The organism is Flectobacillus longus (assembly GCF_030056705.1).
In the GTDB taxonomy this organism is placed as follows: Bacteria; Bacteroidota; Bacteroidia; order Cytophagales; family Spirosomataceae; genus Flectobacillus; species Flectobacillus longus.
Window position 1 is genome coordinate 95,574 of the sequence record NZ_JASHIC010000020.1, and the last position, 25,091, is coordinate 120,664.

A 25,091-nucleotide genomic window follows, 5' to 3' on the forward strand; every position below is an offset into this window, starting at 1 on the left:
ATTCATCTTGTAGCATATATGAAGTTTCTTCGACAAATTTTTGAAAGCTTTCGCTTCGCATGGCAAGCTTTACGCACAAATCTTCTACGTACAACCCTATCATTGTTGGGTGTAACAGTGGGCATATTTTCTATTGTAGCCGTATTTACTGTGGTAGATTCAATGAATATGAACATCAGGAGCCAAATAGATTCATTTGGTAAAGGTGTAGTTTACGTAGGAAAATGGCCTTGGATTATGAGTAATAGTTATCCGTGGTGGAAGTACATCAATCGCCCCAATATGAAGTATGCCGAATACCAGTATTTGAAGGATAACTTAGAAAATGCTCAAGCGATTTCTATTATGGATGGTCGTATGACTACCCTCAAACGTAAAAATAATAGTATGGAGGTGCGATTGGCTGGTGTGAGTTATGACTATAATGCTATTTCGGACGTACCCGTGGGTGAAGGACGATATTTTATGCCAAGTGAAACAGATAATTCTGCTTTCTCAATCATTTTGGGCGCTAAGGTAAAGGCTGCTTTATTTCCGAACCAAAGTGATGTGATTGGAGAGGAAATCAAAGTGAATGGTATTAAGTTTAGGGTAATTGGAACCATGAATCTTAAAGGAGAAGATTTGATTAGTTTGGGAGGTTCGCCCGACGATAGGGCTTATATTCCCTATACTACCTATGCCAATGTTTTCCAAAAAGATCAACCCGAACCAGATATTGCTATCAAGGCTTTTGATTGGGATGCTGGTCAAGAAACACTCGAAGGAGAGGTTACAGGTTTGATGCGTGGAAGAAGAGGGTTAAAGCCTGCACAGGAGGAAAATTTTTCTATCAATAGGCTAGATGGTGCGGTAAAATTCTTTGATTCGATTTTTGCACAACTCAACGTAGGTGGTTTCTTTATTGCATTATTCTCCTTACTAGTTGGAGGTTTTGGAATTGCCAATATTATGTTTGTATCAGTAAAAGAGCGTACCAATATCATTGGTATTCAAAAATCACTAGGTGCTAAAAACTACGTTATTCTATTTCAATTCCTCTTTGAATCAGTCTTGCTTAGTTTGATTGGAGGCTTTGTGGGTATTGGTATTGTATGGTTAATTTCTTTTTTACCACTAGGGTCATTAACCTTGATTTTGAGTTTCAAAAATATTTTCTGGGGCTTATTCACCTCAACTGTTATTGGTGTTTTGTCTGGAATTATACCTGCGTGGTCGGCAGCTAGAATGGATCCTGTAACTGCAATTCGTTCAAAATAGTGTCCTTTTGAATTTATCTCGTCTGATAATTGTAAAGCTTCTTAAAGTTTCGCAAATTTGAAAAGACTATCATAATAGTCATATTTGAAAAAATAAGAGAAATTAAGAAGTAAAAATTAACAAGTAAACTATTACTTTGAACAAACAATCAGAAAGATAAATTTCACAAATAACGTCCAAACAAGTATGGCATTCAACGAACAATTCGACGCCGCAAAAAAAGTAACTAGCGCATTTTTTAGAAAATTAATCATCAGTATTGTAAGCGTAGCACTTCTAGCAGTTGTTGGGTCTTTTTTACTTACAAAAATTTCCTATTCAGAAGGAGAGCGTGCTGGAGTAGTTTCAAAATTCTCTAAAAAAGGGGTAATGTTCAAAACTTTTGAAGGAGAGCTCAACGTAGGTGCGCAAGGACAAGTGGGAAATATGGTGAATAATATGTGGGCTTTTACGGTAGATAATAACGATGAAAAAATTGTTCAACAATTAGAAGATGCTATGCTCACAGGCAAGCGTGTTCGGTTACATTATGAACAACGATATATGAAGTTTTCTTGGATGGGAGATACTGAATACTTTGTTACACGTTTAGATTTTGCTCCTTAGGTGAGATACATACTAAAATAAGTCTAATGAAAAAGGCGACTCCAAATCTGGAGTTGCCTTTTTCGTGTTTTGTTAGTTGGTAATTATATCAGAGAAAAATAACGATTCAATCTTCTTCTCTGATCACCCAACTACAAACTAAGTGTTGAAAGTACATTATTCATATTGCGAACTGCATCAGCAGATTTGCTAAACAATGCTTGTTCTTCCTCATTGAGATTATAGTCAATAATTTTTTCCCAACCTGTTTTGCCCAATACTACAGGTACACCCAAACAAATGTCTGACTGACCATATTCACCTTCAAGAAATACCGAGCAAGGAATTACACGTTTCTCATCACGGATGATTGATTCTACAACGGCTGCCGAAGCTGCTCCTGGCGCATACCAAGCCGAAGTACCTAATAAACCCGTAAGTGTAGCGCCGCCCACCATGGTATCAGCAGCTACTTTATCAAGAGTTGCACCATCTAAGTAGTTGGCTACAGGCGTACCATTCCAAGTAGCAAGACGCTTCAAAGGAATCATAGTTGTGTCGCCGTGACCACCAATTACAGTAGCATGAAGGTCATTTGGTGAAACATTCATTGCCAATGACAAATAGCACTTAAAGCGAGCCGAGTCCAAAGCACCACCCATACCAATGATACGGTTTTTAGGAAGTCCCGACGCTTTCAATGCCAAATAGGTCATTGTATCCATAGGATTTGAAACGATAACAAAAATGGCATCTGGTGAGTATTGCAAGATATTGTCGACTACCGATTTTACAATGCCAGCGTTTACTCCGATGAGCTCTTCGCGTGTCATACCTGGCTTACGTGGAAGCCCCGACGTAATTACAACTACGTCTGAATTAGCAGTTTTTGAGTAATCATTCGTAACACCAGTTAAAGTTGTGTCCCAGCCCAATAGCGCAGCTGTTTGGAACATATCTAAGGCTTTTCCTTCTGCAAACCCTTGCTTAATATCCAGCAACACGACTTCGTCTGCTAATTCTTTACGAGCAATGTTATCGGCAGTAGTAGCACCCACGGCCCCTGCACCCACGACGGTTATTTTAGACATGATGATTTTTGATTATTTTTTTGTTAAATAGAATAATTCAATCAATGCTTTCATAATGAAGAACAACGCCTTGAATTTTGCTCAAACATTAACATTTCTGCATTGTAAGTCTTTGTAGCAAGACCCCTACAAATGTAAAGCATTTAGGCATTCTGAAAACATGGATTTCTAAAATTATGTAAATTTTTTATAGGAAAGTTGCTAAATGGTATATTTGTCTTTTCAATAACTTTATTTGTAGGTATTGATAATCCAAAAACAAACAATCTTTTGATTATCAATTGATTTATGTCATCATTTATGAATAATTTAAAGGGTTTATATATCAAAAACGCCACTTATGGCGTTTTGTATTTTAGCACAAAATTAAATTTACTAACTTTCGGTAAATTTTGAGGGTAGTAATTTGTAAAAATTAGCTATACTATGTTAAGCGAAATATAGATAAATTAGTGCCCATGTTCTGTTAAATAATTTTAAAATATGGCACAAGACGATTTAGCTTCGAGAGTATTAAATTCAATATTTTTTAAGAGTGCAACTAAAAAAGCTGGCAAATATGCGATGGGAGGCTTAGCTCTTTTGGAGTTATTAAGAGAGGTACTTTCTAAGGCAAAAGATATAGCTGATAAAGAAAACAAAGGTGTTGGACAGGTCTTAACCGACAAGCTAACGACTTTGTCGAGAATGGTAAAAGCTTACGTATCGGGACAATACCGTATAGTACCGTGGCCAACAATTCTCAAAATTGTAGCAGTTTTGATTTACTTTGTGTCGCCAATCGATGTGATTCCAGATATTTTGCCAATCATTGGCTTAACGGATGATCTTGCTATTGTGTTGTGGCTTTTTAGAGCATTACACGAAGACATCGAGAACTTTGAAGCTTGGGAAAGAAATCAACTTTATCAAGACTTTAATATCGAATAAGTAAACCAGAATTCTTTAGGGCTAGAATTGCCAAAATATCGGTAACGAAAAGTCCATAATCCAAAATCATTAAGTATATTTACAAAAATTTTTAACTCAATACAGAAATGGAACTGACTTCAATCTTATTATTCTTGAACGGTTTAGGTGGCGGCGAATTATTGTTGATTGGCTTAGCTATGTTGTTATTCTTTGGTGGAAAAAAATTGCCTGAATTAATGAAAGGATTGGGTAAAGGTATCAAAGAATTCAAAGATGCTCAAAAAGACGTTCAAGAGCAAATTACAAAAGGTTTGGACGATACAAAATAGTATTGGCTTGTATTTGATTCGTATAACTAGGTTACTATAACTTAGGCTCAATCGCGGCTTAATCAAATTGCCGAAAATGGAATGTAATATCCCCATTTTCTTGTACTTATTACCTTACATAATTGCATAGTCGGGATTGCTCTCCAACCCTGACTATGCTCTTGTTTTTTTATAGTCATTACCATTTTATTTACTTTCTGTTACCTTGAAAAACTATACATCACTACAGAGTATTCAAGCTGATTTACATGCAGGATACATTACCTGTCGCCAACTCGTTGAATTTTATCTTCAAAATATAGCTGAAAAAAATACCCAATTAAATGCTTTCCTGAAAGTGTTTGACCAAGAAGCATTGGCGAAAGCTGATGAAATTGATCAAAAAATCAAAACAGGAAATGCTGGCAAATTAGCGGGTATGGTAATTGGTATCAAAGACTTATTGTGCTATAAAGACCATACATCTACAGCAGGAAGTAAAATTCTTGATGGCTTTGAATCGCAATTTAATGCTACCGCTGTTCAAAGGGTAATTGATGCCGACGCAATCATTATTGGTTCACAAAACTGTGATGAATTTGGAATGGGCTCAACCAACGAGAACTCTGCTTATGGGGCTTGTCTCAATGCTGTAGGCACAAACCGTGTAGCGGGAGGTTCTTCGGGGGGCTCGGCTGTGGCTGTGCAAGCAGATATGTGCTTGGCATCGTTGGGTACCGATACAGGTGGTTCTGTACGTATGCCAGCAGGCTTTTGTGGTTTGGTGGGCTTAAAACCAACTTATACGAGGGTATCACGCTGGGGTCTTATTGCTTATGCTTCATCATTTGATTGCATTGGTCCTATTACCAAATCAGTGGAAGATGCAGCGATATTATTAGAAATAATTGCAGGAAAAGATGAACAAGATAGTACTGTTTCAAGGCTAGAAGTTCCTCAATATTCGGCTTTTGATACGACTCATAAAACGTTGAAAATTGGGTATTTGAAAGAAGCTGTTGAAAGTGCTGGTCTTCAACCTGAAGTACGTGAGGCTACTTGGGCAAAATTAGAAGCACTCAAAGCCGCAGGTCATGTGGTAGAGGCGGTAGAGTTTCCATTGATTAAGTATTTTCTTCCAACATACTATATTTTGACAACGGCTGAAGCGAGCTCAAACCTCTCTCGTTTTGATGGAGTAAAGTATGGACATCGTTCTAATCAGGCTACAGATTTGATGTCAATGTACAAAAAATCAAGAGCAGAAGGATTTGGTAAGGAAGTAAAACGTCGTATTATGTTGGGTACTTTTGTATTGAGCGCATCCTATTACGATGCCTATTATACAAAGGCACAAAAAGTAAGAAGATTGATTAAGGACTACACAGACCAATTATTGTCTGAATATGATTTTTTGGTTTGTCCAACAACACCAACAACTGCGTATAAAATTGGAGAAAAAACGTCGGATCCTATTCAGATGTATTTAGGCGATTTGTTTACCGTACAAGCTAACGTGGTAGGTTTGCCCGCAATTTCTATTCCTAACGGTGTTGATAATGATGGTATGCCAATTGGGTTTCAAATTATGGGTGGCGCATTTCAGGAGAAAGCTTTGTTAAGTTTTGCTAAAAGCTTATATTAATATCTAACTGATAGAAATAAATACCTAATGATAAATTTTGAGGTCTAACATTAGTCTAAACCCAGATTGATGTTAGACCTTTTGTTTGGTGGTATCTTTTGGTCTACACAATTGTTTTTACACCCTATAGATACACACAGACAATGAGTTTCAAAAATCCCTCAAAATAGGAATATTCTTGATGTTTCTTGTAATAATTCAATACTTTGTTTTTGTGGTACAATAAAAATGTGGTTTACTTAGTTAAAAATCAGTAACTTTGTTTAGTGTCCAAATATGGACACCAACAAAAAGAATAAATAAACACACTGCCCATAAGAATTTAGAAAAGATAAAGTGTTTCAAAAGCTTCTCATTTTGCCCAAAGGGTTGAGCACGCATAACACATCAAAGATATTATATTCCTTAAATCCTTATTAGAGAATTAAATGACATTGACTACATTTCGTTCGATTTTGGCAGGTTCACTGTTATTGGTTGGAATAAGCAGCCAAGCACAGGTATCGGCAGCCTCATCGACTACCGAAACTCAAGGAACAGTGGACACCCTTTCGGTAAAGCCAGTGTATCCACAAGCTGCAACGCCTCCAGTAGTTGTAGAGCCTACATGGTTGATTGACCCCAACATTGTAAAGCCTCGTTTAGAAGCACTTCAAAAAGAAATTCCATTGACCTACAATAGTACAACACATCAATTTGTTGAGTATTTCGCTTTTCGTAAACCTTCATTTACTAAAACAATGCTCGAACGAAAAGATATGTACTTTCCATTGTATGAGAAATATTTGAAAAAATATGGCTTGCCCGACGAACTGAAGTACCTTTCTTTGATTGAATCTGGCTTAAATCCAAGAGCAATGTCTCGTGTAGGGGCAGGAGGGCTCTGGCAATTTATGCCTAAAACAGCAAGACTGGATTTTGGACTAAAAATTGATGATTATGTAGACGAGCGTTTCGATCCAGAAAAAGCCACAGAGGCAGCATGTCGTTATATGCGTCAATTATACAATATTTTTGGAGATTGGCACCTTGTTTTGGCAGCTTACAATACTGGTCCTGGCAATGTTCGCCGTGCGATTCGTCGTTGTAATGGAGGACAAACATTTTGGGATATTTATAATTGTTTGCCAAAAGAAACAAGAGGGTATGTGCCACAATATATTGGTATTTTGTACATGATGAACCATGCGGATTCACATGATATAGTACCTGAAAATTATGAATTAGCGATTGAGCATGATACTATCCAGATAAACTCGTACTTAGATTTAGACAAATTGGCGATTATGGCCAATATCAATTTAGAAAGTATCCAAAAGCTTAATCCTCATATTCTGACGCATATATTACCTATTAATACACGTAATTTTTCGCTGAAGCTTCCTAAAAATGAATTGGCATATTTCAGATCAAATCGTCTAATGATTATGGATTCTGCATCTAAAATGCCAACTAATATGCTAGCAACAGTAGGAGTAGAGCTAGTAGGGCAACCACAAACACGTGAAGATTCGGTACCCGTAGTTGCTGTAAATAGCAAACCAAGCGAGCAAGTCGTAGAAGATGATGTTGAAGAGGTAATCAAGCGTAAACCTAAAAAAATAACTTACAAAGTTCATAAAGGTGATAATCTTTTTGCCATTGCCGATAAGTTTAATGTGGAAGTATATGATTTGAAAGTTTGGAACAAACTACGTAAATCAGGAATTCAAACAGGGCAAACATTAGTGATTTTCAAAGAGTCCGCAGTGACAAGTTCTGAGAAATATGCTCGCTCGAACGTAAGAGAAAAAGAAGATATTCGTAAAGGGAAAGTGAAGTTTCATACCGTAGAACAAGGAGATACTCTTTGGAACATTTCGCAACGTTACGGCGGTATTTCGGTAGAAAAATTGAAAAAAATGAATGGAATTAAGGGTAATGTTGTTAAAGCTGGTATGAAGCTTCGTGTATCTTAAGTTACTTTCGCTAATATTGATTCGTTTAAAAGTCCGCATAAAGACAATTTGGCTTGTGCGGACTTTTTCTGTATTTTTGAAAGATGTATTTCTTAAGTAAAGCTATCCTCCAAGTTGTTTTTAGGCATAAAAAATGCTTGGTGTAATACAATAAACTGGTATGATTTTGTATAGTAATATTACAAGTTTGATGTTACTGTAAACAAAACTTGAGTCATATATTTCCCTAAATCTGCATGAAATACCTCTGTCTTATTTAATAGGAGTATTTTTTGCCCATTTATCAAACTTTATTATTCAAACAATTAGAATTATGATTGCCTATATAGATGGTAAACTTGCACATAAAGATCCTGCCTTTGTTATTATCGACGTCCAAGGAGTAGGATACGAAATTAAAATTTCACTACAAACTTATAGCTCACTTCAAGATGGGACAGAACGTTGCAAGCTCTACACATTTCTTAACATTCGTGAAGACGCCCACGTGCTTTATGGTTTTAAAGAGTTTGACGAAAAAACGTTGTTTTTAGATCTCATCAGTGTTTCGGGTATTGGCCCTAATACAGCCCTAATTATGCTTTCATCCTTATCATCAGGCGAAATACGTCAAGCGTTGGTTAATGAAGATGTCAAAACGATTCAAAGTATTAAAGGAATTGGTGCCAAAACTGCCCAACGTGCTATTATCGAATTGAAAGATAAGTTAAAGAAAGAAGCGTTGATAGGTGGAACACAAACTTCATTGCTAGTACCTTCGGGTAGTAAAGTTCGTGGCGAAGCTCTGGCTGCGTTAGTGACACTGGGTATTCCTAAAAATGTTGCTGAGAAAAGTTTGGATGCCATCATCAAGAAAGAAGGTGATAGCCTATCGGTTGAGCAACTTATCAAGCTTGCTTTGCGATAAATTAATATACAATTTAGCCTCAATCATGGCATAAGCTTTAAAAAAAGCCTATGCCCCAAAATATAAGAGCTTGTTGGTCGTTTTGGCTTTGTTGTGCCATTTTGAATTCACCAAGATTTTGACTTTTAAGCAATCAACTGTGCAAAGGAAAAAGTTTTACATACTTTCTGGAAGTTTTGTTTTATCGGTATTTGCTTCATTAGCATGGGAGTTCCCTTTGCGTAGTCCTGAGTCTCTTTGGACAAGCAAGCCGTTTTTAGGCGTTTCTGTACCTGCCGATACAGTACAAAAATCAGGGCGCCGTCCAAAATATAAAATCAAAGACCGTTATACTAACCGTTTTTCGGATCGTTCGCCTTCTTCTCCATTTATCATAAAGGATACCAAATCAACCTCAACAGAATTTAAGTTAGACTCGGCTGGACGTATTACCGTATATGAGAAACTTACGGGTTCTGACGCTAATTATAGACCTTCACAGCAAATCACCTTTGAGGAGTATCAAAAAGTACAGCAAAATCGCTTTGTTCGAGATTACTGGAAAAAATATGCAGCCTCACAAGATGGAAAAGATGAAACTCGAGGGCGGGGTATTTTGCCAAAAATAGAACTTCCTCCTGCCATTGACCGAATTTTTGGAGGATCGGAGATAGATTTTAAACCTAATGGAAACATCTTACTCGACATTGGATACATAGGACAGTTTATTGATAATCCAGCCATTCCTGTTCAGCAACGATATATAGGAAATTTGAATTTTAACGAGCAAGCTCAAATAAACTTTCAAGGGAAAATCGGTAATAAGTTTAATCTAAATACCAACTTTGATACCAAAGCAAGTTTTAATTTTCAAAACCAACTCAAACTTAACTGGCGCTCAAATGAAGAAGATATACTCCAAAACATCGAAGTAGGAAATACATCTTGGACTCTTAATAGCCAACTTATCCCAGGGGTTCAGAACTTGTTTGGTCTGAAAACTTTAATGCGTTTTGGCAAAGTAGATGTTACATTGGTAGCTGCACAACAGCGCTCTAAACAAGACTGTATTACCTTAAAAGGTGGTTCACAGGGTAAAACTTTCGAAATACGTGCTGATAACTATGACGAAAATCGTCACTTTTTCTTATCTACTTTTTTCCGTAACAAGTACGAAAGTTCGCTGAAAAGCGTCTCTGTGATGTCTTCGGGCGTATCAACTAACTCCCTAAATAGTACTACTTCTTCAACTGATTTATCACAAAGTTCACGTAGCACTACGAGTACCGAAACTGCCTACATTTCTTCGGGGATAACTATTACTCGTTTGGAAGTATATGTGACCAACCGCTCTCAAAACACAGAGACTCTACGCAATATTGTAGGTTTTTCTGACTTGGGTGAGGGTGCTCCAACCAATCCATATAACCCCAATAATGGTGTAGCCGCAGCTTCGGGTGCTAATGGAGGCACACCAGTGAATAACAAAAACAATACACTTTATAATAAATACTTAGACCCTAATTCGGCAAATGCCGAAATACGTAAAGCTGATCAGACTACAAGTTTGCTTGTAGCTGATGGTTTAGATAAAGGTACTGACTTTGATGTTTTGCGTGGTGCCAAAAAACTAACAGAGAGAGAATATCGTTTCAGTCCAGAGTTAGGTTATATTTCTTTGATAACTCCACTTCGTAATGATGAAGTACTTGCTGTATCTTATGAGTACACCATGAATGGACAAAAATACAAGGTAGGGGAGCTAACTGAAGATTACCAAAACCGTCAGGACAATGAAGTTTTGGTGTTAAAGCTTTTGAAATCATCTACCATTCGTAATGTTTTGAACCATCCGATGTGGAATTTGATGATGAAAAACGTTTATTCATTAAATGGTTCTCAGATTTCAAAAACAGGTTTTCAATTACGTGTTATTTACAAAGACGACAATACAGGTATCGACAATCCAAGCTTGTTGGAAGGGCGAAATGTGAAAGACACTCCATTAGTTCAAGTTTTAGGACTTGATAAAATGAATCAAAATGGTGACCGTCAAACAGATGGTAATTTTGACTTTATTGAGGGAGTTACAGTGGATAGTAGAAATGGTAAAATCATTTTTCCTGTTCTAGAACCTTTTGGAGGTACACTTAGAAAGAAATTTGATGCCGATGAGTCTCAATTAGTAGATAAGTATGTGTTTGATAAATTGTACACTTCGACATTGACTGATGCGCAACAAATTGCCAGTAAGAATAAGTTTTTCTTGAAAGGTAGTTATCAGTCGTCGCTTGGAGGTGATGTGAATTTGCCTTTAGGAGTTGATGGTAATTCTGTACAAGTAACAGCAGGGGGCGTTGCTTTAACACCTGGAGTTGACTATATCGTAGAGCCACAAGTAGGTCGTGTTAAAATCTTAAACTCAGGAATTTCTAATTCAGGACGTGAGATTAGGATTTGTTATGAAAAGCCAGATTTATTCAATAATCAAATCCGTACCCTTTTAGGCACACACATCGATTACACGTTAGGGAAAGACATTCATTTGGGTGGAACATTGCAACATCTTTCAGAAACTCCACCAAGTTTCTTGAAAAGGGTACAAATTGGCAACGAGCCGATTAATAATACTATGTTTGGTTTAGATGCTGCTATCCAAAAAAAGTCGTTGTTCTTGACACGTTTGGTTGATGCTTTACCATTGATTTCTACCAAAGAAACTTCAGCTATTGATTTTCAAGGAGAATTTGCCCGACTTATTCCAGGTGTAAATAGTGCAGTGAATAGTAATGCCTTTATTGACGATTTTGAATCTGCAAGAAATATCTTTAGCCTTAATACTCAAGCTAACTCATGGAGACCCGGGTCTGTTCCCAAAACAATTGTCCCAATTACGTCTCCTAACTCAATCGAAAGCAATTTTAATAGAGCTAAGATTTCGGCTTATACAGTCGATTATAGTTTGTACGGAACAAGTAGTTTAGAAACAGGCAGTGTTGGAATCAATTCACAAGATGTGGCGAACTACGCCTATGAGCGTGTAGTGTCGTCCCAAGCCTTATTTCCTAACCGCTCGGTGGCAAATAACATCAATGTCCCTGTTGGAATTCTAGATGTTTCCTATTTTCCTGGAGAGAGGGGAATGTATAATTATAATCCTAAACTAGACCAGTTTATCGCAAATCCGAAAAAAAACTTTGGGGCGATTACACGAGCAATTAGTTCGGATACAGACTTTGACAATGCCAACATCGAAACATTAGAATTTTGGATGATGGATCCATTTGCGGAGGTAGATGCAGGTGCAACAGCTAATTCTGGTAATAGAACAGGTATTGTACGTGCTACAGGAGATTTTGATAAAGACAAAGAGGCCAGTTTGATTCGTAATCGTACAGGTGGAAAATTAGTATTTAACCTTGGAGATATTTCTGAAGATTTTATTCCAGATGGGCGTTATAATTTTGAAAATGGACTTCCTACAGGACAAAAAATCACGCAGGGCTCTTTGGCCAATGTGGATTCAACAGTTTGGGGACTTGCACCAACACGACAATTTGTAACCAATGCTTTTGACTTGCAAAATGGGCGTGAACAGCAAGATGTTGGTTTGGACGGTTTGCCAAACAACCCGACAAGTTTTGATAATATTTGGAATGAAAAAGCGAAGTTTGCCGATTATATTCGAACCATTCAAGGTTTGAATATTGATGCAAATATGAAATCTGAAATTGAGGAAGACCCTTCAGGCGATGATTTTATTCACTATTTGAACGAACGATATAGTAGTACTTCTAGCCTTGTAAAGCGTTATAAGAATTACATGGGCTCTGAAAATAACTCACCACCTTCTTCGACAAGTACGGCATCGGGTTATACAGAAGCAAGTAATCAACAACCAGATAGAGAGGATTTGAACAATGATAATACCATTACTGACACTGACGCCTATTACGAGTATGAACTCGATATGAAAAAGGAAAAGATGGCAGTGGGACAAAATTACATTGTCGATCAAATCACTGAAGGTGGTGTAAGCTGGTATTTATTTAGAATTCCAATCAAGAGCTATTCCAATAAAGTTGGTAATATCAACGGATTTAAGTCTATGCGTTTTATCCGAATGTTTACTACTGATTGGGAAGCACCTGTGGTATTTCGTTTTGCTTCATTCCAATTATCTGGTTATCAGTATCGTACTTATACAGGTGATTTGAATCCAAGAGGATTACAAGAAGTTCCAGAGCCCTATGATGCAAATTTTAAGGTTTCTACAGTAAATATCGATGAAAATGGACCTGCCAATAAAGCAGGCAAAACAGTCCCATACGCAGTTCCTCCAGGGTTTGAACGTGATCGTGATGTAACTACAGTAAACAATGTTGCTCTAAACGAACAATCTATGTCGCTTTGCGTTGATGGCTTACGTGATGGCGATTCTCGTGCAGTTTTCAAGAATACTGTTTTTGATTTCTTGAATTATAAAAACTTAAAAATGTTTATTCATGCTGAAACTGATGATGCCAACACAAAAACAGGTGATATTTCGGCATTTGTTAGAATCGGTACTGACCAAACAGATAACTACTATGAAGTGGAGGCACGTGGGTTAACTATTACACCAAAAGGTAAAAGTTCTTATTTGCCACAAGAAGTATGGCCACTCGAAAACGAAATTGATATTCCTTTTGATGCTCTTCGTGCAGCAAAACTCAAACGAGACAATGCTCAAGTAGCTCTTACTACGCCATATCTTATGGATAGTATTGTAGGTAACAATGGACAATTGTACCGAGTACGGGTAGTAGGACGTCCTGATTTGAGCGCAGTAGTTTCCCTAATGATTGGGGTAAGAAACCCAAAATCTGCGGATGAATTACCCAAATCATTTTGTATTTGGGTCGACGAACTACGTTCAAATGGATTTGATCAAAACTCTGGTAATGCAGCTGTAGGTAAACTTGGATTGAAATTGGCAGATTTTGCCAATGTTACCTTAAACGCTTCTTACAAAGGATATGGTTTTGGAGGAGTACAATCTAAAATTTCTGAGCGATCACGTGAGACTTCTTACGCCTATGGTATTGCGGCTACGATTAATTTGGATAAGTTGTTTCCAGATAAATGGGGTTTGAGAATTCCTTTGTACATCAGCTACGACAAAAGTAATTCGACACCACATTTTAATCCGCTCGACCCTGATATTCCATTAGAACAATCACTAAATAATATCACCGATCCAGCTAAAAGAGCAATGCTTCAAAAAATCGTGGAGGATAACTCTGAGCGCCGAGCAATTAACCTTACCAATGTTCGCAAGATAAAAGTAGGTGGTGGAAAAGCACATTTATGGGATATCGAAAATATTGCTATTTCATACTCATTTGCAGAACTTACAAGAAGTAATACTTTGATTGATGCTTACAAACAAGTTTCACATCGAGGTGGTATCATGTATGCTTATGCTGGAACAAGTAAACCGATAGAGCCATTTAAAGGAATAAAGTCTGATTATCCTCTATTGAGATGGATTAAAGAGATTAATTTTTCTCCGTTACCTAACTCTATTACTGTGCGGGCAGATATGGATCGTAATTTTGTAAAAACCCAATTGCGAAATGCTGAGCTAACTACCGATGGTGTAGCGCCAATGTTTGAAAAATATTGGATGTTTACTAGACAATACAACTTAGGTTGGAATTTGACCAAATCCGTTATTGTAAACTACGCTGCCAATGCACGTGCTATTATCGACGAACCTCAAGGGGATATAGATACGCAAGCCAAAAAAGATTCTGTTTGGAGAAGCATAAAAAGCTTGGGACGTACCAAAAACTTTGATCAAAACTTTAGTGCAGTTTGGCGATTGCCTCTCAATAAATCACCATTGACCGACTGGATGTCGGCTGAGTATAGTCATAAATTTGGCTACCAGTATCTAGCAAGTTCGTATGACAGCCGTGACTCATTGGATGTTCCATTAGGAAATTTGATTAAAAATACCCGTGAAAGAGGTATCAATGGTAAGATTGACTTTGTAGCATTATACAATCGTGTGCGTGCATTACGTCTGGCGAACCAACCAAGAATAGAACGTAAAAACGTGGCACGAAGTCCTGGTGATGATGAAGATATTATGAAACCTCAGCCGACTTTTGTAAGAAGTGTAACACGTTTGTTAATGGCTATTCGTGGTATCAATGTAAGATATACCATTAATGAATCTACAACGTTGCCAGGTTTTATGCCAGGCTCAGGTATCTTGGGTATGAGTGCTGCTGATGGTTCCGCTCCTGGCTTTGGTTTTGTAACAGGTAGCCAAGACTATGATGTATTAACAAGAGCGGCAGCTAATGGGTGGCTCTCGAAAAGTATTGTTCAAAACGTACCATTTGTCCAAACCAAAACACAAAACTTTACTTATGGTAGTTCTATAGAGCCATTTAGAGATTTTAGAATACAGTTGGAAGGAAAGTGGAGTAGAACAGATAATTACCAAGAGTTTTACCGTCCAACAGAAATGGGAGGTGCTTACAAACATCAAAGTCCAGTACGTTCGGGTAATTATCAGATGACCTTCTTATCATTTTTGACGGCATTTGATAGTAACGCCCCAAATGAGACCTCGGGTATTTTTAATAGATTCAAATCTTATAGAAATATTATTAAGCAGAGATTAGAAGCGTCGAGAGTTATTACTGGAAATGAAGCCTACGATATAAACTCGCAGGATGTGTTGATTCCAGCTTTCTTTGCGGCCTATAGTGGTATTTCTCCAAACAAAGTGAGCTTCTCTCCATTTGTGAATATTCCATTGCCAAACTGGCAGTTAGACTATAATGGTTTGAGTAATGTTGGTTGGTTCAAAGAACGTTTCTCGAATATCTCGATTACGCACCGATATAGTTCGACCTACTCGGTAGGTAACTTTGTTTCATCTTTGGAATATGATAATCCATTTGAGCTGAAAATAGATAATATGCTATATCCACTTTCTAGTAAAGTAAATGAACAAGGTTATTTGATTCCTGTCTATGTAATGAGTACGATTAAATTTGAAGAGAAATTTGGGCCATTTTTAGGATTCAATGCAACGACAAAGAATAAAATCTCGCTTCGTTTGGAATATGCCCAAGATAGAAGTGTTGGACTAAACCTATCAAACTCACAAGTAGCCGAGCTAAGTAATAAAGATTTTACTTTTGGTATGGGCTTTACAAAGGCGAATATGCTAGTGCCATTTAAGGTAAATGGACGAAAAGTACGATTGCCAAATGATATGAAGTTCCAGATGAACTTGACGGTTAGAGATACAAGAACAATCCAACGAAAGCTAGATGCTGAAACAGTAGTGACCAATGGATATGTCAATTTCCAATTTAGACCACAAATAAGTTACAACGTCAACAAGCGATTGAATGTGAATATGTACGTCGACAAGATGTTTAATAATCCATGGGTATCTACCTTGTATTATCGCTCAACGATAGCGGCTGGTTTCCAAGTAAGATTTAGCTTGTCAGATTAAGCTTAAAAAGTTGCTAATCAGAAAGATATTATAACTAAGTGCTCTTTTGATTTATCGCATTAGTTTTAGCGAAACTAAATCATTGTTTGAAAGATTGTCATTTTGATGTTTTTCCAGTAAATTGCATCACAATTCTTCAACAAAATTATCAAATTACAAACTGTAAACGCATAAGAGATGAATTTCCCAGCAGAACTTCGCTATACGAAAGAGCATGAATGGATTAAGGTAGATGGAGACGTTGCCATCGTTGGTATTACTGATTTCGCGCAAGGCGAATTGGGCGATATCGTTTATGTTGAAATTGAGACGGTAGGTCAAACTTTGGCTGAAAATGATATTTTCGGAACAGTTGAGGCCGTAAAAACTGTATCTGACTTGTTCTTGCCAATCGCTGGAGAAATCCTTGAAGTAAACCAAACTGTAATAGACTCACCAGAGACTATCAACTCTGACGCTTACGGTGAAGGTTGGTTAGTAAAAATCAAACCATCAAATTTGGCTGATGTAGAAGCTTTGATGGATGTTGATACTTACAAACAACACATTGGACTTTAATTTAGATTACTATTTTGTATAAAGCCCTGTTTTTCAGGGCTTTTTTTTGACCATATCTCGAAGTGCGATTCGAGTAAATAGCACAATGAAAATTCTGATTCGTTCCGCAAAAATTATCCAAAAAGGGGCTGACCTCAATGGACAGGTCAGAGATATTTTTATCGAAAACGGTGTGATTCGCCAAATAGGCGAGCAGTTGTCTGCCGAAGCCGATGAAATTATTGAAGGTGAAAATCTATGTGTTTCCTTAGGCTGGTTCGACATGCGTGTACACGCAAAAGACCCAGGCTACGAGCACAAAGAAAGCTTATATTCACTAGAAAAAGCAGCCCTTGCGGGTGGTTTCTCTGAAATAGCATTGTTGCCTAATACCAAGCCAACGGTTCAGACTCGTGAGAGCGTTCACTATCTTCGTAAATCTGGTGATATTATCAAGTTTCACCCATTAGCGGCTGTTACTCTCAAGTGTGAAGGCAAGGATTTTACCGAAATGATTGACTTGCATCACGCAGGAGCAGTAGCATTTACAGATGGAGAGCATCCTATTCAAAATCCAGATATTTTTCTCAAAACACTTCAATATCTTTCACCCATAGGTAGCCTTTTAATTAATCGTCCAGAAGATACTGATTTGACACATTTTGGACAAATGCACGAAGGTTCTGTAAGTACGCTTATAGGAATGAAAGGCATGCCACGAATGGCAGAAGAAATCATGGTAATGCGTGATTTGAAATTGTTGGAGTATGTTGTAGAAACGCCATTTGCGGAGATTGATACTACATTGCCTCTATTACATTTTGCCTGTATTTCAAGTGCTGAATCAGTTGAGCTGATTCGTCAGGCAAAAGCAAAAGGACTTCCGGTTTCTGCGGATGTAGCTGTACATCAACTTTGCTTTACAGAAGATGACTTAATGGATTTTGACACGAACTTCAAAGTAAATCCTCCATTAAGAACACAAAAGGACGTAGCAGCTTTATGGGCAGGTTTGGCAGATGGTACTATTGATACCATTGTTTCTGACCATAATCCTCAGGATGATGAATCAAAGAACCTAGAGTTTGATATGGCTGATTTTGGAATTATTGGATTAGAGACCCTTTTTGGTGTTGCCAATACCTACAATGTGGGACTATCGCTAGAGGAATTAGTTGATAAACTAACAATTCAACCTCGTAAAATTTTACGATTGACTGTTCCTCAAATTGCAGAAGGAGCAAAGGCCAACTTAACCGTATTTGAACCTGAAAAAGAGTGGACATATTCTACTATTATTTCAAATTCTAAAAATACGCCATTTTTGGGTAAAACATTCAAAGGCAAAGCTTTGGTAGTGATTGCATAAAATCTAAAAGTTTATGTTTAACAATACATTTTGGAAAAATAGCCTCAAGTTTGGTGCCTTAGCAGGTATTGCCTGTTTGGGGTATAGCGTTATTCTTGATTTAATAGGAATTACCCCGATTTCGGGTAAGTTATTCCCCAGTAATATATTTATTTTGATAGCTTCGATTCTGGCTGTAAAAAGTTATCGAAGAAATAACCCTGATGAAACTCTTCATTTTTGGGAGGGTTTATCTATTTGTTTTATAGTTGCTTTATCTGCTTCAATTATTGTGGGAGGAGGCTTATATTTATTTTACTCAACACAGCATGGGCAAGAGCTATTGGCTAATTTTGTTGTAGAAGCTGTAAAAGAATATACCACCGCCAGACAGCAGATTATCAAAGAAACTAATCTGGAATATTTCAATAATTTGATTGCAGGAATCAAGGCAATTGATCCGATGTCTATCGCATTTACGGAGCTAAAACAGCGCCCTCTTATCGCTATTTTACCATCCATCATGATTTCTTTGTATTATCGTAGACAGTATGTTAAATAGCATTAGCAAAACGCTAGTTTGCTATTAAACCAAAGTCTAAACTTTAACAAATCAATCATGGAAAATCAAACAACTACTACAAAAGTTGCGCTTAAATGGGGGATCATCATTGGTATTTTCAGTGTAGTTTTTAGTACATTAATTATGGTACTAGGACTAATGGGAAATCAAGCCGTAGGCTTTGTTGCTTATATTGTTATTGGCATCGGGGTTTTTATGGCAATGAATGCCTACAAAAAAGAAAACAATGGCTTTATGAGCTATGGACAAGGTCTTGGTATAGGAGTTCTGATGGCCGCAGTTAGTGGTTTACTTTCAAGTGCTTATAGCTTCGTTTACATGAAATTTATAGATCCTTCTGTAATGGATCAAATCTTCAAGAAAGCAGAGGCTGACATGGAAAAGAAAGGCTTATCGGCTGAGCAGATTGACCAAGCCATGGAAATGTCCAAAGTATTTATGAGCCCCGGTGCAATGTTTGTATGGGGGGTAGTGGGAAGTATATTGTTAGGCTTTGTCTTTTCTTTGATTATTGCAGCATTTGTAAAGAAAGATAAACCAATATTTGACTAAATCTGTGCTATAAATAAGCAAACAAAAGTTGCTTATAAAGATAAAAAATGAATTTGCTAGTAAGGATACTTCTTTACTAGCAAATTCGTTTATTAGGAGTGTTCAGTTGAAATAGACTGCAAAAATATTAAATCAACTATGTTTCAAATTTTTCAAAAAGAAGTTAATTCCTTTCTAAATTCGCTAATTGGTTATATCGTAATTGGCGTATTCTTGACGGCAACAGGTCTATTTGTTTGGTTTTTCAAAGACAATGTACTCGATTATGGTTTTGCCGATTTGACCTCCTTTTTTCAAGTAGCACCATTTATTTTTCTGTTTTTGATACCAGCAATCACCATGCGTGCTTTTTCGGAGGAATTTAAAACAGGGACGATTGAGCTACTATTTACCAAACCACTTGGCGCTTGGGAAATAGTACTTGGAAAATATTTGGCAAGTTGTTGTCTGATTTTGCTGGCACTACTTCCTACACTTTTATATTATTACTCTATTTATCAATTAGGAAATCCGCAAGGAAATATTGACTCAGCAGCAGTAATTACCTCCTATATTGGTCTATTCTTTTTGGGATGTGTATTTGCCGCATTAGGAATATTTTCTTCTTCTTTGACCGATAACCAAGTAGTTGCCTTTGTTATAGGTTTTGTACTTTGTTTGATTTTGTATTATGGAATAGGCAAATTAGCAGAATTATCATTGATGGGCTCATTTGGATATATACTTGCACAAATAGGATTAGATTATCAGTTTGATGCTTTAAGTCGTGGTTTGATTGATTCTCGCAATATTCTTTATTTTGTATCTGTGATTGCTATTGCATTGTGGGGAACTACTTTGAAGGTAACGCAAAAATAAGCATACAAATATTAGGCATTTATTGACTATTAATCAAAAAAGGCGGTCGAAAACTAATTTCGACCGCCTTTTTTGATAATATATGGTACCTATTTAGACGCAAAACATTGTGTATCTATTGATGAAACGTAGATTTAATAATTACTAAATCACAATTCATTCAATGAAGAAGTTCACATTTATTTTACAATTACGCCATTGGCTACGAAGGTAATAGCCTTTTCAGGTTCAGTGATTTTTTCGATTTCTTCCTGTGTTTTGCCAGCATCTTGAGCATAATGTTTTAATTGCCCAACAGAAGTGGTTTTTACTTGAGCTAAGCCTTCAAATACTACAGTTTTCCCATCAATATCCTTTGGTACAAAGAAACCATAATCTTTGAAGGTTACACGCATACTAGAACCATCCTCCAATTTAACTTTCATCCAACAGCCTTTTACCTTGCATACCGACTCTACAACTCCAGAAACCTTTGCTTTAACTTGTTCTTTTCCATCCATTTTTTTAGCTAAGTCTGTGGTAGATATAGCTCCTTTTTCAGAGATTTTTTCGCCAAAGTTACTTTGAGCCTTTGCTCCAATCTGAATTCCAAGTACGATAGCGAAAATGATAGCTACTTTTTTCATAATCAAATTTTGTTGATTTGTTGAGAATATTTAATGATTACAAAAATAAGAATTGCTTAGGTAATCCTTTGATTTTGAAGGAATTTTTGAATAAAACGCTACAGAATCTTATCAAAAGGTTATTTGTAATCTTGGATATTAAAAATGTTGGAACAAAACTCATATTCATTTGGCTGGTTTGAGCAAATGAATAACATTCTATTATGTGAATACTTTTGAACGTTTTCAAGATACCAATTGGTAGCCTTAGCATCTAAATTAGAAGAAGGTTCGTCGAGCATCAAAATGGGCGTATCTGACCAAAACGTCAAGCCTAGTTTTACCCTTTGTTTCATGCCAGAAGAGAAATGTTTTATTGCTTTTTGGCTTGCTTTGGGTAATTCAATAAATTCAATAAAATCTTTGATAGAATACTGCTGGATCAGTGGCTTGAATCTGATATGAAATTGAAGTAGTTCTTCAAGTGTAAACTCTTCAATGAGTTCGAGATAAGGAGCTGCTATGCTGATTTCCTTATATATATTCTCAAATTCGAGCGCTTGTTGATTTTTGGATGCGAAGATTTTTCCTTCTGAAGCGGGAATAAAACCTGAAAGAATCTGTAGAAAGGTTGACTTTCCACTGCCATTTGAACCTGTAAAAGTATAAGCTTGACCTTGTTGAAAGCGAAGATTTACAGACTTGAAAATCCATTCATTTCTGAATTTCTTTCCTAGATTTTCGGTGATAATTTCCATAAAAAAAGAAGTAAGACAGCGTGGCTGTCTTACCTATTTGAATTAAATCTAAAAGCACAAAATTAGCTGATTAGAGCGGTCCTTTAATAATACCACGCTCAGCAGTACGGATAAACTCAACTATTTCGTCACGTTCAGGTGTTGCAGCAATATCTTGTTCAATATTGGCTAATGCTTCCGAAGTATTAAATCCTTTAAGGAAAATATAGCGATACACGTCTTGAATAAGATTTACTTGCTCATCATTAAAGCCATTGCGACGTAAACCAATAGAATTGACACCAACATAAGATAGTGGTTCACGTGCTGATTTAGTAAATGGAGGTACATCTTTACGAATTAAAGAGCCCCCTGAAATCATTACATGTTTACCTATTTTTACGAATTGATGGATAGCACAAGCACCGCCAATACGAGCTGATTCGCCAATATGTACGTGTCCTGCTACTTGTACACTATTAGCTATCACACAATTGTCTTCTACCAAGCAATCATGGGCAATATGTACATAAGCCATCAAGAGGCAGTTTTTGCCAACTTCAGTTTTAAATTTATCTTTTGTACCACGGTTGATAGTAACACATTCTCGAATGGTTGTGTTATCACCAATAATGGTTAGTGTTTCTTCTCCGTCAAACTTAAGGTCTTGTGGAATAGCAGAAATAACCGCTCCTGGAAAGATTCGGCAATTTTTACCAATTCTTGCACCGGGAAAGATAGTAACGTTGGGTCCAATCCAAGTTCCTTCACCAATTTCTACATCTTGATAAATTGTTGAAAAAGGCTCAACAACTACATTTTCTGCGATTTTGGCGTTTGGATGAATATATGCTAACGGTTGTGTCATGGTATTGTTTTCAGAATAATTACTTCGCTTTTGATATATGTGTTTGATTGTAATTGTGACACTGCCAGTATATGGCTAAATCTATAGGCTCAGTAATTACGGTAATCTTTGCATTGAGACTTGAAAAGAATTAGTCAAAAGTAATAAATCTTTTCTGTATAAAATTGTACTATGACGGTTTATCATAGTCAAATCTTGATAATTAGCATACAAAAAGCATATAAAAACCAAATTAAGATTTTCTACAGATAAATTCTCAATTGCTAATTGCTATAGTTTATATTAGCTCTTGCGAACCAAGCTAGCAGTCATATCTGCCTCACAAACAACTTGTCCTGCGACATAAGCTGTACCGTGCATTTTGGCAATACCTCTACGGATTGGTGAGGAAAGAGTACATTTGAAAATTACTGTATCTCCAGGAGTTACATTTTTACGGAAACGACAGTTTTCGATTGCTACCAAATACGGCCAATAATTTTCAGGATCAGGAACAGAGCTAAGTACAAGAATACCACCTGTTTGTGCCATAGCTTCTACTTGCATAACACCTGGCATAACTGGGTTGTTAGGGAAGTGTCCCATGAAGTAGTTTTCATTCATGGTTACTTGCTTGATACCTACTACGCTTTCATCATCCAGATACATGATTTTGTCAACCATTTGGAACGGATAACGATGCGGTAGTAGCTGATAAATACGCTCGTGAGTAAGGATTGGTGTTTGTTTTGGATCGTATTTTGGTACTTGATTTTTGTCAGCTTCTAGCATCAATTTCTTGATCTTTTTCGCCAAAGCAACGTTTGCTGCATGACCTGGACGAGCTGCTAAAATTTGAGCTTTGATAGGACGACCTACAAGTGCTAAGTCACCAACCATATCCAATAACTTATGGCGTGCCATTTCGTTTTTATAATGTAAACTCACGTTATTGAGTACACCAATTTCCTTAGAAACACTTACTTTTGGTTTACCCAAAACCATCGCTAAATGCTCCAATTCTTCCTCTGAATAATCACGGTCAGCAATTACTACAGCATTTGACAAATCACCGCCTTTGATAAGACCTGCATTGTAAAGTGCTTCGAGCTCATGTACAAAACAGAAGGTACGGCATTTAGCAAAATCTTCATTGAATTGCGTGATATGCGTCAAATTTGCATGTTGGCTACTCAAGAATTTTGAGTTGTAATCTACCATTACCGTTAAACGATAATCGCTGTGAGGTAAAGCAGCCAATTCTACGCCTCTTTCAAGATCTTTATATCTAACTTCTTCCGTTAATTCAAAGAATTTACGGTTAGCATCTTGTTCTTCAAGTCCAGCATCGAGGATTGCTTCTACAAACTTGATAGAACTTCCGTCCATAATTGGAGGTTCTGGTCCATCCAATTGAATCAACACATTGTCTACCTGACAGCCCACCATAGCAGCTAATACGTGCTCAACAGTGTTGATACGTGCGCCATTATGTTCGATAGTTGTACCTCTAGAAATATCAACAACATGGTCTACATCTGCATCAGCAATAGGTTGACCCGGTAAATCAACTCTTTGAAACTTGTAACCATGGTTTGGTGGAGCTGGTAAAAAAGTCATTGTTGACACAACGCCAGTGTGTAAACCAACGCCTGACAGCGTAACAGACTTTTTGATAGTGTGTTGTTTATTGTTCATTTCTCTATATGTGTGAGCAAAGTGCTCATTTGGGAGTTTTGGGATAAACTCTAAATTTTATTTCAATTTGTTTTCAACTTCTCTAAGACGTTGTTCGATAGCTGGCAACTTACGATACAAAACATGAGAGCGAAGGTTTTCTGCATTTTCTACAGCAGGAGAGCCACTTAAAACAGTTCCTTCTTTTTTGATATTTTTAGAAATGCCGCTTTGTGCCGTAATTATCGTGCGATTAGCAATTTGTAAATGACCAGCTAAACCAACCTGCCCACCAATCATACAATTTTCGCCAACTTTGCTTGAGCCAGAAATACCTGTTTGAGCAGCGATTACAGTATTTTTACCAATTTCTACATTATGAGCAATTTGTACCAAATTATCAATTTTAGCGCCTAATCTAACTACAGTGCTACCCATAGTGGCACGGTCAATACAAGTATTGGCGCCAATACTTACATGGTCTTCTAGAATTACATTGCCTAGTTGAGGAATCGTTTGATAGGTACCATCACTTTGTGGAGCAAACCCAAAGCCATCTGCACCGATTACAGCGTTGGCGTGTACTGTACAGTAATCTCCAATGACACAGCCTTCATAAATCTTTACTCCAGCATAAATGGTAGTATTATTACCAATTTTTACGTTGTCACCAATGTAAGCATGAGGATACACTTTTACATTTTCGCCAATTGTCACATTGCTACCAATATACGCAAAAGCACCTACATAATGATTCACACCGAGTGTTGAACCCTCAGTGATAAAGCTTGGTTGTTCGATTCCCTTTTTGCTTCCAGCTATCAGTTTCTGGTATTCTTGAAGAAGCGTTGTAAACGCTGCGTAAGCATTCTCTACTAAAATTAGGGTAGGAGAGTATGCTTTTTTAGGCTCAAATGATTTATCTACAATTACAGCAGAAGCCTTGGTCGTATAGAGATACTGTTCATATTTGAGGTTCGCTAGAAAAGAGATTGTTCCTTCTGTTCCTTCTTCTATTTTAGCTAATTGGCTTACTTTTAGTGACTTGTCACCTTTTACTTCGCCATTTAGCATATAAGCAATTTGTTCAACGGTAAATTCCATGTAATCAATTATGAGTGGTAAGTCGTTTACCTATGCTTGTGGTTTAAGACAAAAAAATTATGAAACCAAT

19 protein-coding genes are annotated in these 25,091 nt (G+C 37.0%); 13 read left to right on the forward strand and 6 right to left on the reverse strand.

The window, feature by feature from the left end; genetic code table 11:
- Window positions 1-18: 18 nt before the first annotated feature.
- Both QM491_RS15510 and QM491_RS15515 read left to right on the forward strand, forming a co-directional pair.
- Window positions 19-1,260: an ABC transporter permease gene (locus QM491_RS15510; protein ID WP_283328409.1), complete on the forward strand. Its 1,242-nt coding sequence runs from the start codon at window positions 19-21 to the stop codon at window positions 1,258-1,260.
- 186 nt (window positions 1,261-1,446) lie between these two features.
- Window positions 1,447-1,866 carry a DUF8785 domain-containing protein gene (locus QM491_RS15515; protein WP_283328410.1) on the forward strand — a complete coding sequence of 140 codons (420 nt, stop codon included), beginning with the start codon at window positions 1,447-1,449 and terminating at the stop codon, window positions 1,864-1,866.
- Window positions 1,867-1,997: 131 nt separating this feature from the next.
- Here QM491_RS15515 and mdh read toward each other — a convergent pair whose 3' ends face one another.
- A complete protein-coding gene (gene mdh / locus QM491_RS15520) occupies window positions 1,998-2,936 on the reverse strand; it encodes a malate dehydrogenase (RefSeq protein ID WP_095166440.1) in 939 nt (312 codons plus the stop codon).
- Window positions 2,937-3,419: 483 nt separating this feature from the next.
- On the opposite strand from mdh, the gene QM491_RS15525 reads away from it, so the two are divergent.
- The 11 genes from QM491_RS15525 (at window position 3,420) to gldF (ending at window position 20,051) form a co-directional block, all read left to right on the forward strand.
- The gene (locus QM491_RS15525) at window positions 3,420-3,866 is read left to right on the forward strand and encodes a YkvA family protein (RefSeq protein WP_283328411.1); all 447 of its coding nucleotides are present in this window, start codon (window positions 3,420-3,422) and stop codon (window positions 3,864-3,866) included.
- A gap of 107 nt (window positions 3,867-3,973) precedes the next feature.
- Entirely contained in the window at window positions 3,974-4,177 is a 204-nt protein-coding gene (locus QM491_RS15530; protein WP_095166444.1) for a Sec-independent protein translocase subunit TatA/TatB, read from the forward strand.
- A gap of 205 nt (window positions 4,178-4,382) precedes the next feature.
- Complete coding sequence (gatA, locus tag QM491_RS15535; protein ID WP_283328412.1) at window positions 4,383-5,801, forward strand: Asp-tRNA(Asn)/Glu-tRNA(Gln) amidotransferase subunit GatA; 1,419 nt, start codon at window positions 4,383-4,385, stop codon at window positions 5,799-5,801.
- A 428-nt stretch (window positions 5,802-6,229) separates the two neighbouring features.
- A complete protein-coding gene (locus QM491_RS15540; protein ID WP_283328413.1) occupies window positions 6,230-7,759 on the forward strand; it encodes a lytic transglycosylase domain-containing protein in 1,530 nt (509 codons plus the stop codon).
- A 313-nt stretch (window positions 7,760-8,072) separates the two neighbouring features.
- Window positions 8,073-8,666: a Holliday junction branch migration protein RuvA gene (gene ruvA / locus QM491_RS15545; RefSeq protein ID WP_283328415.1), complete on the forward strand. Its 594-nt coding sequence runs from the start codon at window positions 8,073-8,075 to the stop codon at window positions 8,664-8,666.
- Window positions 8,667-8,805: 139 nt separating this feature from the next.
- Entirely contained in the window at window positions 8,806-16,173 is a 7,368-nt protein-coding gene (sov, locus tag QM491_RS15550) for a T9SS outer membrane translocon Sov/SprA (protein WP_283328416.1), read from the forward strand.
- Window positions 16,174-16,350: 177 nt separating this feature from the next.
- The gene (gene gcvH, locus QM491_RS15555; RefSeq protein WP_166552144.1) at window positions 16,351-16,731 is read left to right on the forward strand and encodes a glycine cleavage system protein GcvH; all 381 of its coding nucleotides are present in this window, start codon (window positions 16,351-16,353) and stop codon (window positions 16,729-16,731) included.
- 85 nt (window positions 16,732-16,816) lie between these two features.
- Entirely contained in the window at window positions 16,817-18,079 is a 1,263-nt protein-coding gene (locus QM491_RS15560; protein WP_283328418.1) for a dihydroorotase, read from the forward strand.
- A gap of 13 nt (window positions 18,080-18,092) precedes the next feature.
- Window positions 18,093-18,620: a DUF4199 domain-containing protein gene (locus QM491_RS15565; protein WP_283328419.1), complete on the forward strand. Its 528-nt coding sequence runs from the start codon at window positions 18,093-18,095 to the stop codon at window positions 18,618-18,620.
- 57 nt (window positions 18,621-18,677) lie between these two features.
- On the forward strand, window positions 18,678-19,193 hold the full coding sequence (locus QM491_RS15570) for a DUF4199 domain-containing protein (RefSeq protein WP_283328420.1): 516 nt from the start codon (window positions 18,678-18,680) through the stop codon (window positions 19,191-19,193).
- 138 nt (window positions 19,194-19,331) lie between these two features.
- Window positions 19,332-20,051 (forward strand): gliding motility-associated ABC transporter permease subunit GldF, encoded by a 720-nt coding sequence (gene gldF / locus QM491_RS15575; protein ID WP_283328421.1) that lies wholly within the window; start codon window positions 19,332-19,334, stop codon window positions 20,049-20,051.
- Between the two features lie 179 nt (window positions 20,052-20,230).
- Here the strand turns inward: gldF and QM491_RS15580 are convergent, their stop codons facing one another.
- The 5 genes from QM491_RS15580 to lpxD form a co-directional block, all read right to left on the reverse strand.
- Window positions 20,231-20,677 carry a DUF4920 domain-containing protein gene (locus QM491_RS15580; protein WP_283328422.1) on the reverse strand — a complete coding sequence of 149 codons (447 nt, stop codon included), beginning with the start codon at window positions 20,675-20,677 and terminating at the stop codon, window positions 20,231-20,233.
- Window positions 20,678-20,796: 119 nt separating this feature from the next.
- Window positions 20,797-21,414 carry an ABC transporter ATP-binding protein gene (locus QM491_RS15585; RefSeq protein WP_283328423.1) on the reverse strand — a complete coding sequence of 206 codons (618 nt, stop codon included), beginning with the start codon at window positions 21,412-21,414 and terminating at the stop codon, window positions 20,797-20,799.
- A gap of 70 nt (window positions 21,415-21,484) precedes the next feature.
- Entirely contained in the window at window positions 21,485-22,261 is a 777-nt protein-coding gene (gene lpxA / locus QM491_RS15590) for an acyl-ACP--UDP-N-acetylglucosamine O-acyltransferase (protein WP_166552137.1), read from the reverse strand.
- 282 nt (window positions 22,262-22,543) lie between these two features.
- Window positions 22,544-23,938 (reverse strand): bifunctional UDP-3-O-[3-hydroxymyristoyl] N-acetylglucosamine deacetylase/3-hydroxyacyl-ACP dehydratase, encoded by a 1,395-nt coding sequence (locus QM491_RS15595; protein ID WP_166552136.1) that lies wholly within the window; start codon window positions 23,936-23,938, stop codon window positions 22,544-22,546.
- Window positions 23,939-23,995: 57 nt separating this feature from the next.
- Window positions 23,996-25,021, reverse strand: a complete 1,026-nt coding sequence (gene lpxD / locus QM491_RS15600; RefSeq protein WP_283328424.1) for a UDP-3-O-(3-hydroxymyristoyl)glucosamine N-acyltransferase — start codon at window positions 25,019-25,021, stop codon at window positions 23,996-23,998.
- Window positions 25,022-25,091 lie beyond the last annotated feature (70 nt).

Excerpts from the sequence above, each read along its gene's own strand:
- QM491_RS15570 (WP_283328420.1), top strand. The coding sequence starts at position 18,678 with ATGGAAAATCAAACAACTACTACAAAAGTTGCGCTTAAATGGGGGATC.
- QM491_RS15530 (WP_095166444.1), top strand. The coding sequence starts at position 3,974 with ATGGAACTGACTTCAATCTTATTATTCTTGAACGGTTTAGGTGGCGGC.
- lpxA (WP_166552137.1), bottom strand. The coding sequence starts at position 22,261 with ATGACACAACCGTTAGCATATATTCATCCAAACGCCAAAATCGCAGAA.
- ruvA (WP_283328415.1), top strand. The coding sequence starts at position 8,073 with ATGATTGCCTATATAGATGGTAAACTTGCACATAAAGATCCTGCCTTT.
- QM491_RS15565 (WP_283328419.1), top strand. The coding sequence starts at position 18,093 with ATGTTTAACAATACATTTTGGAAAAATAGCCTCAAGTTTGGTGCCTTA.
- QM491_RS15595 (WP_166552136.1), bottom strand. The coding sequence starts at position 23,938 with ATGAACAATAAACAACACACTATCAAAAAGTCTGTTACGCTGTCAGGC.
- QM491_RS15525 (WP_283328411.1), top strand. The coding sequence starts at position 3,420 with ATGGCACAAGACGATTTAGCTTCGAGAGTATTAAATTCAATATTTTTT.
- QM491_RS15510 (WP_283328409.1), top strand. The coding sequence starts at position 19 with ATGAAGTTTCTTCGACAAATTTTTGAAAGCTTTCGCTTCGCATGGCAA.
- QM491_RS15560 (WP_283328418.1), top strand. The coding sequence starts at position 16,817 with ATGAAAATTCTGATTCGTTCCGCAAAAATTATCCAAAAAGGGGCTGAC.
- gldF (WP_283328421.1), top strand. The coding sequence starts at position 19,332 with ATGTTTCAAATTTTTCAAAAAGAAGTTAATTCCTTTCTAAATTCGCTA.
- QM491_RS15580 (WP_283328422.1), bottom strand. The coding sequence starts at position 20,677 with ATGAAAAAAGTAGCTATCATTTTCGCTATCGTACTTGGAATTCAGATT.
- QM491_RS15540 (WP_283328413.1), top strand. The coding sequence starts at position 6,230 with ATGACATTGACTACATTTCGTTCGATTTTGGCAGGTTCACTGTTATTG.
- QM491_RS15585 (WP_283328423.1), bottom strand. The coding sequence starts at position 21,414 with ATGGAAATTATCACCGAAAATCTAGGAAAGAAATTCAGAAATGAATGG.
- lpxD (WP_283328424.1), bottom strand. The coding sequence starts at position 25,021 with ATGGAATTTACCGTTGAACAAATTGCTTATATGCTAAATGGCGAAGTA.
- QM491_RS15515 (WP_283328410.1), top strand. The coding sequence starts at position 1,447 with ATGGCATTCAACGAACAATTCGACGCCGCAAAAAAAGTAACTAGCGCA.
- gcvH (WP_166552144.1), top strand. The coding sequence starts at position 16,351 with ATGAATTTCCCAGCAGAACTTCGCTATACGAAAGAGCATGAATGGATT.
- mdh (WP_095166440.1), bottom strand. The coding sequence starts at position 2,936 with ATGTCTAAAATAACCGTCGTGGGTGCAGGGGCCGTGGGTGCTACTACT.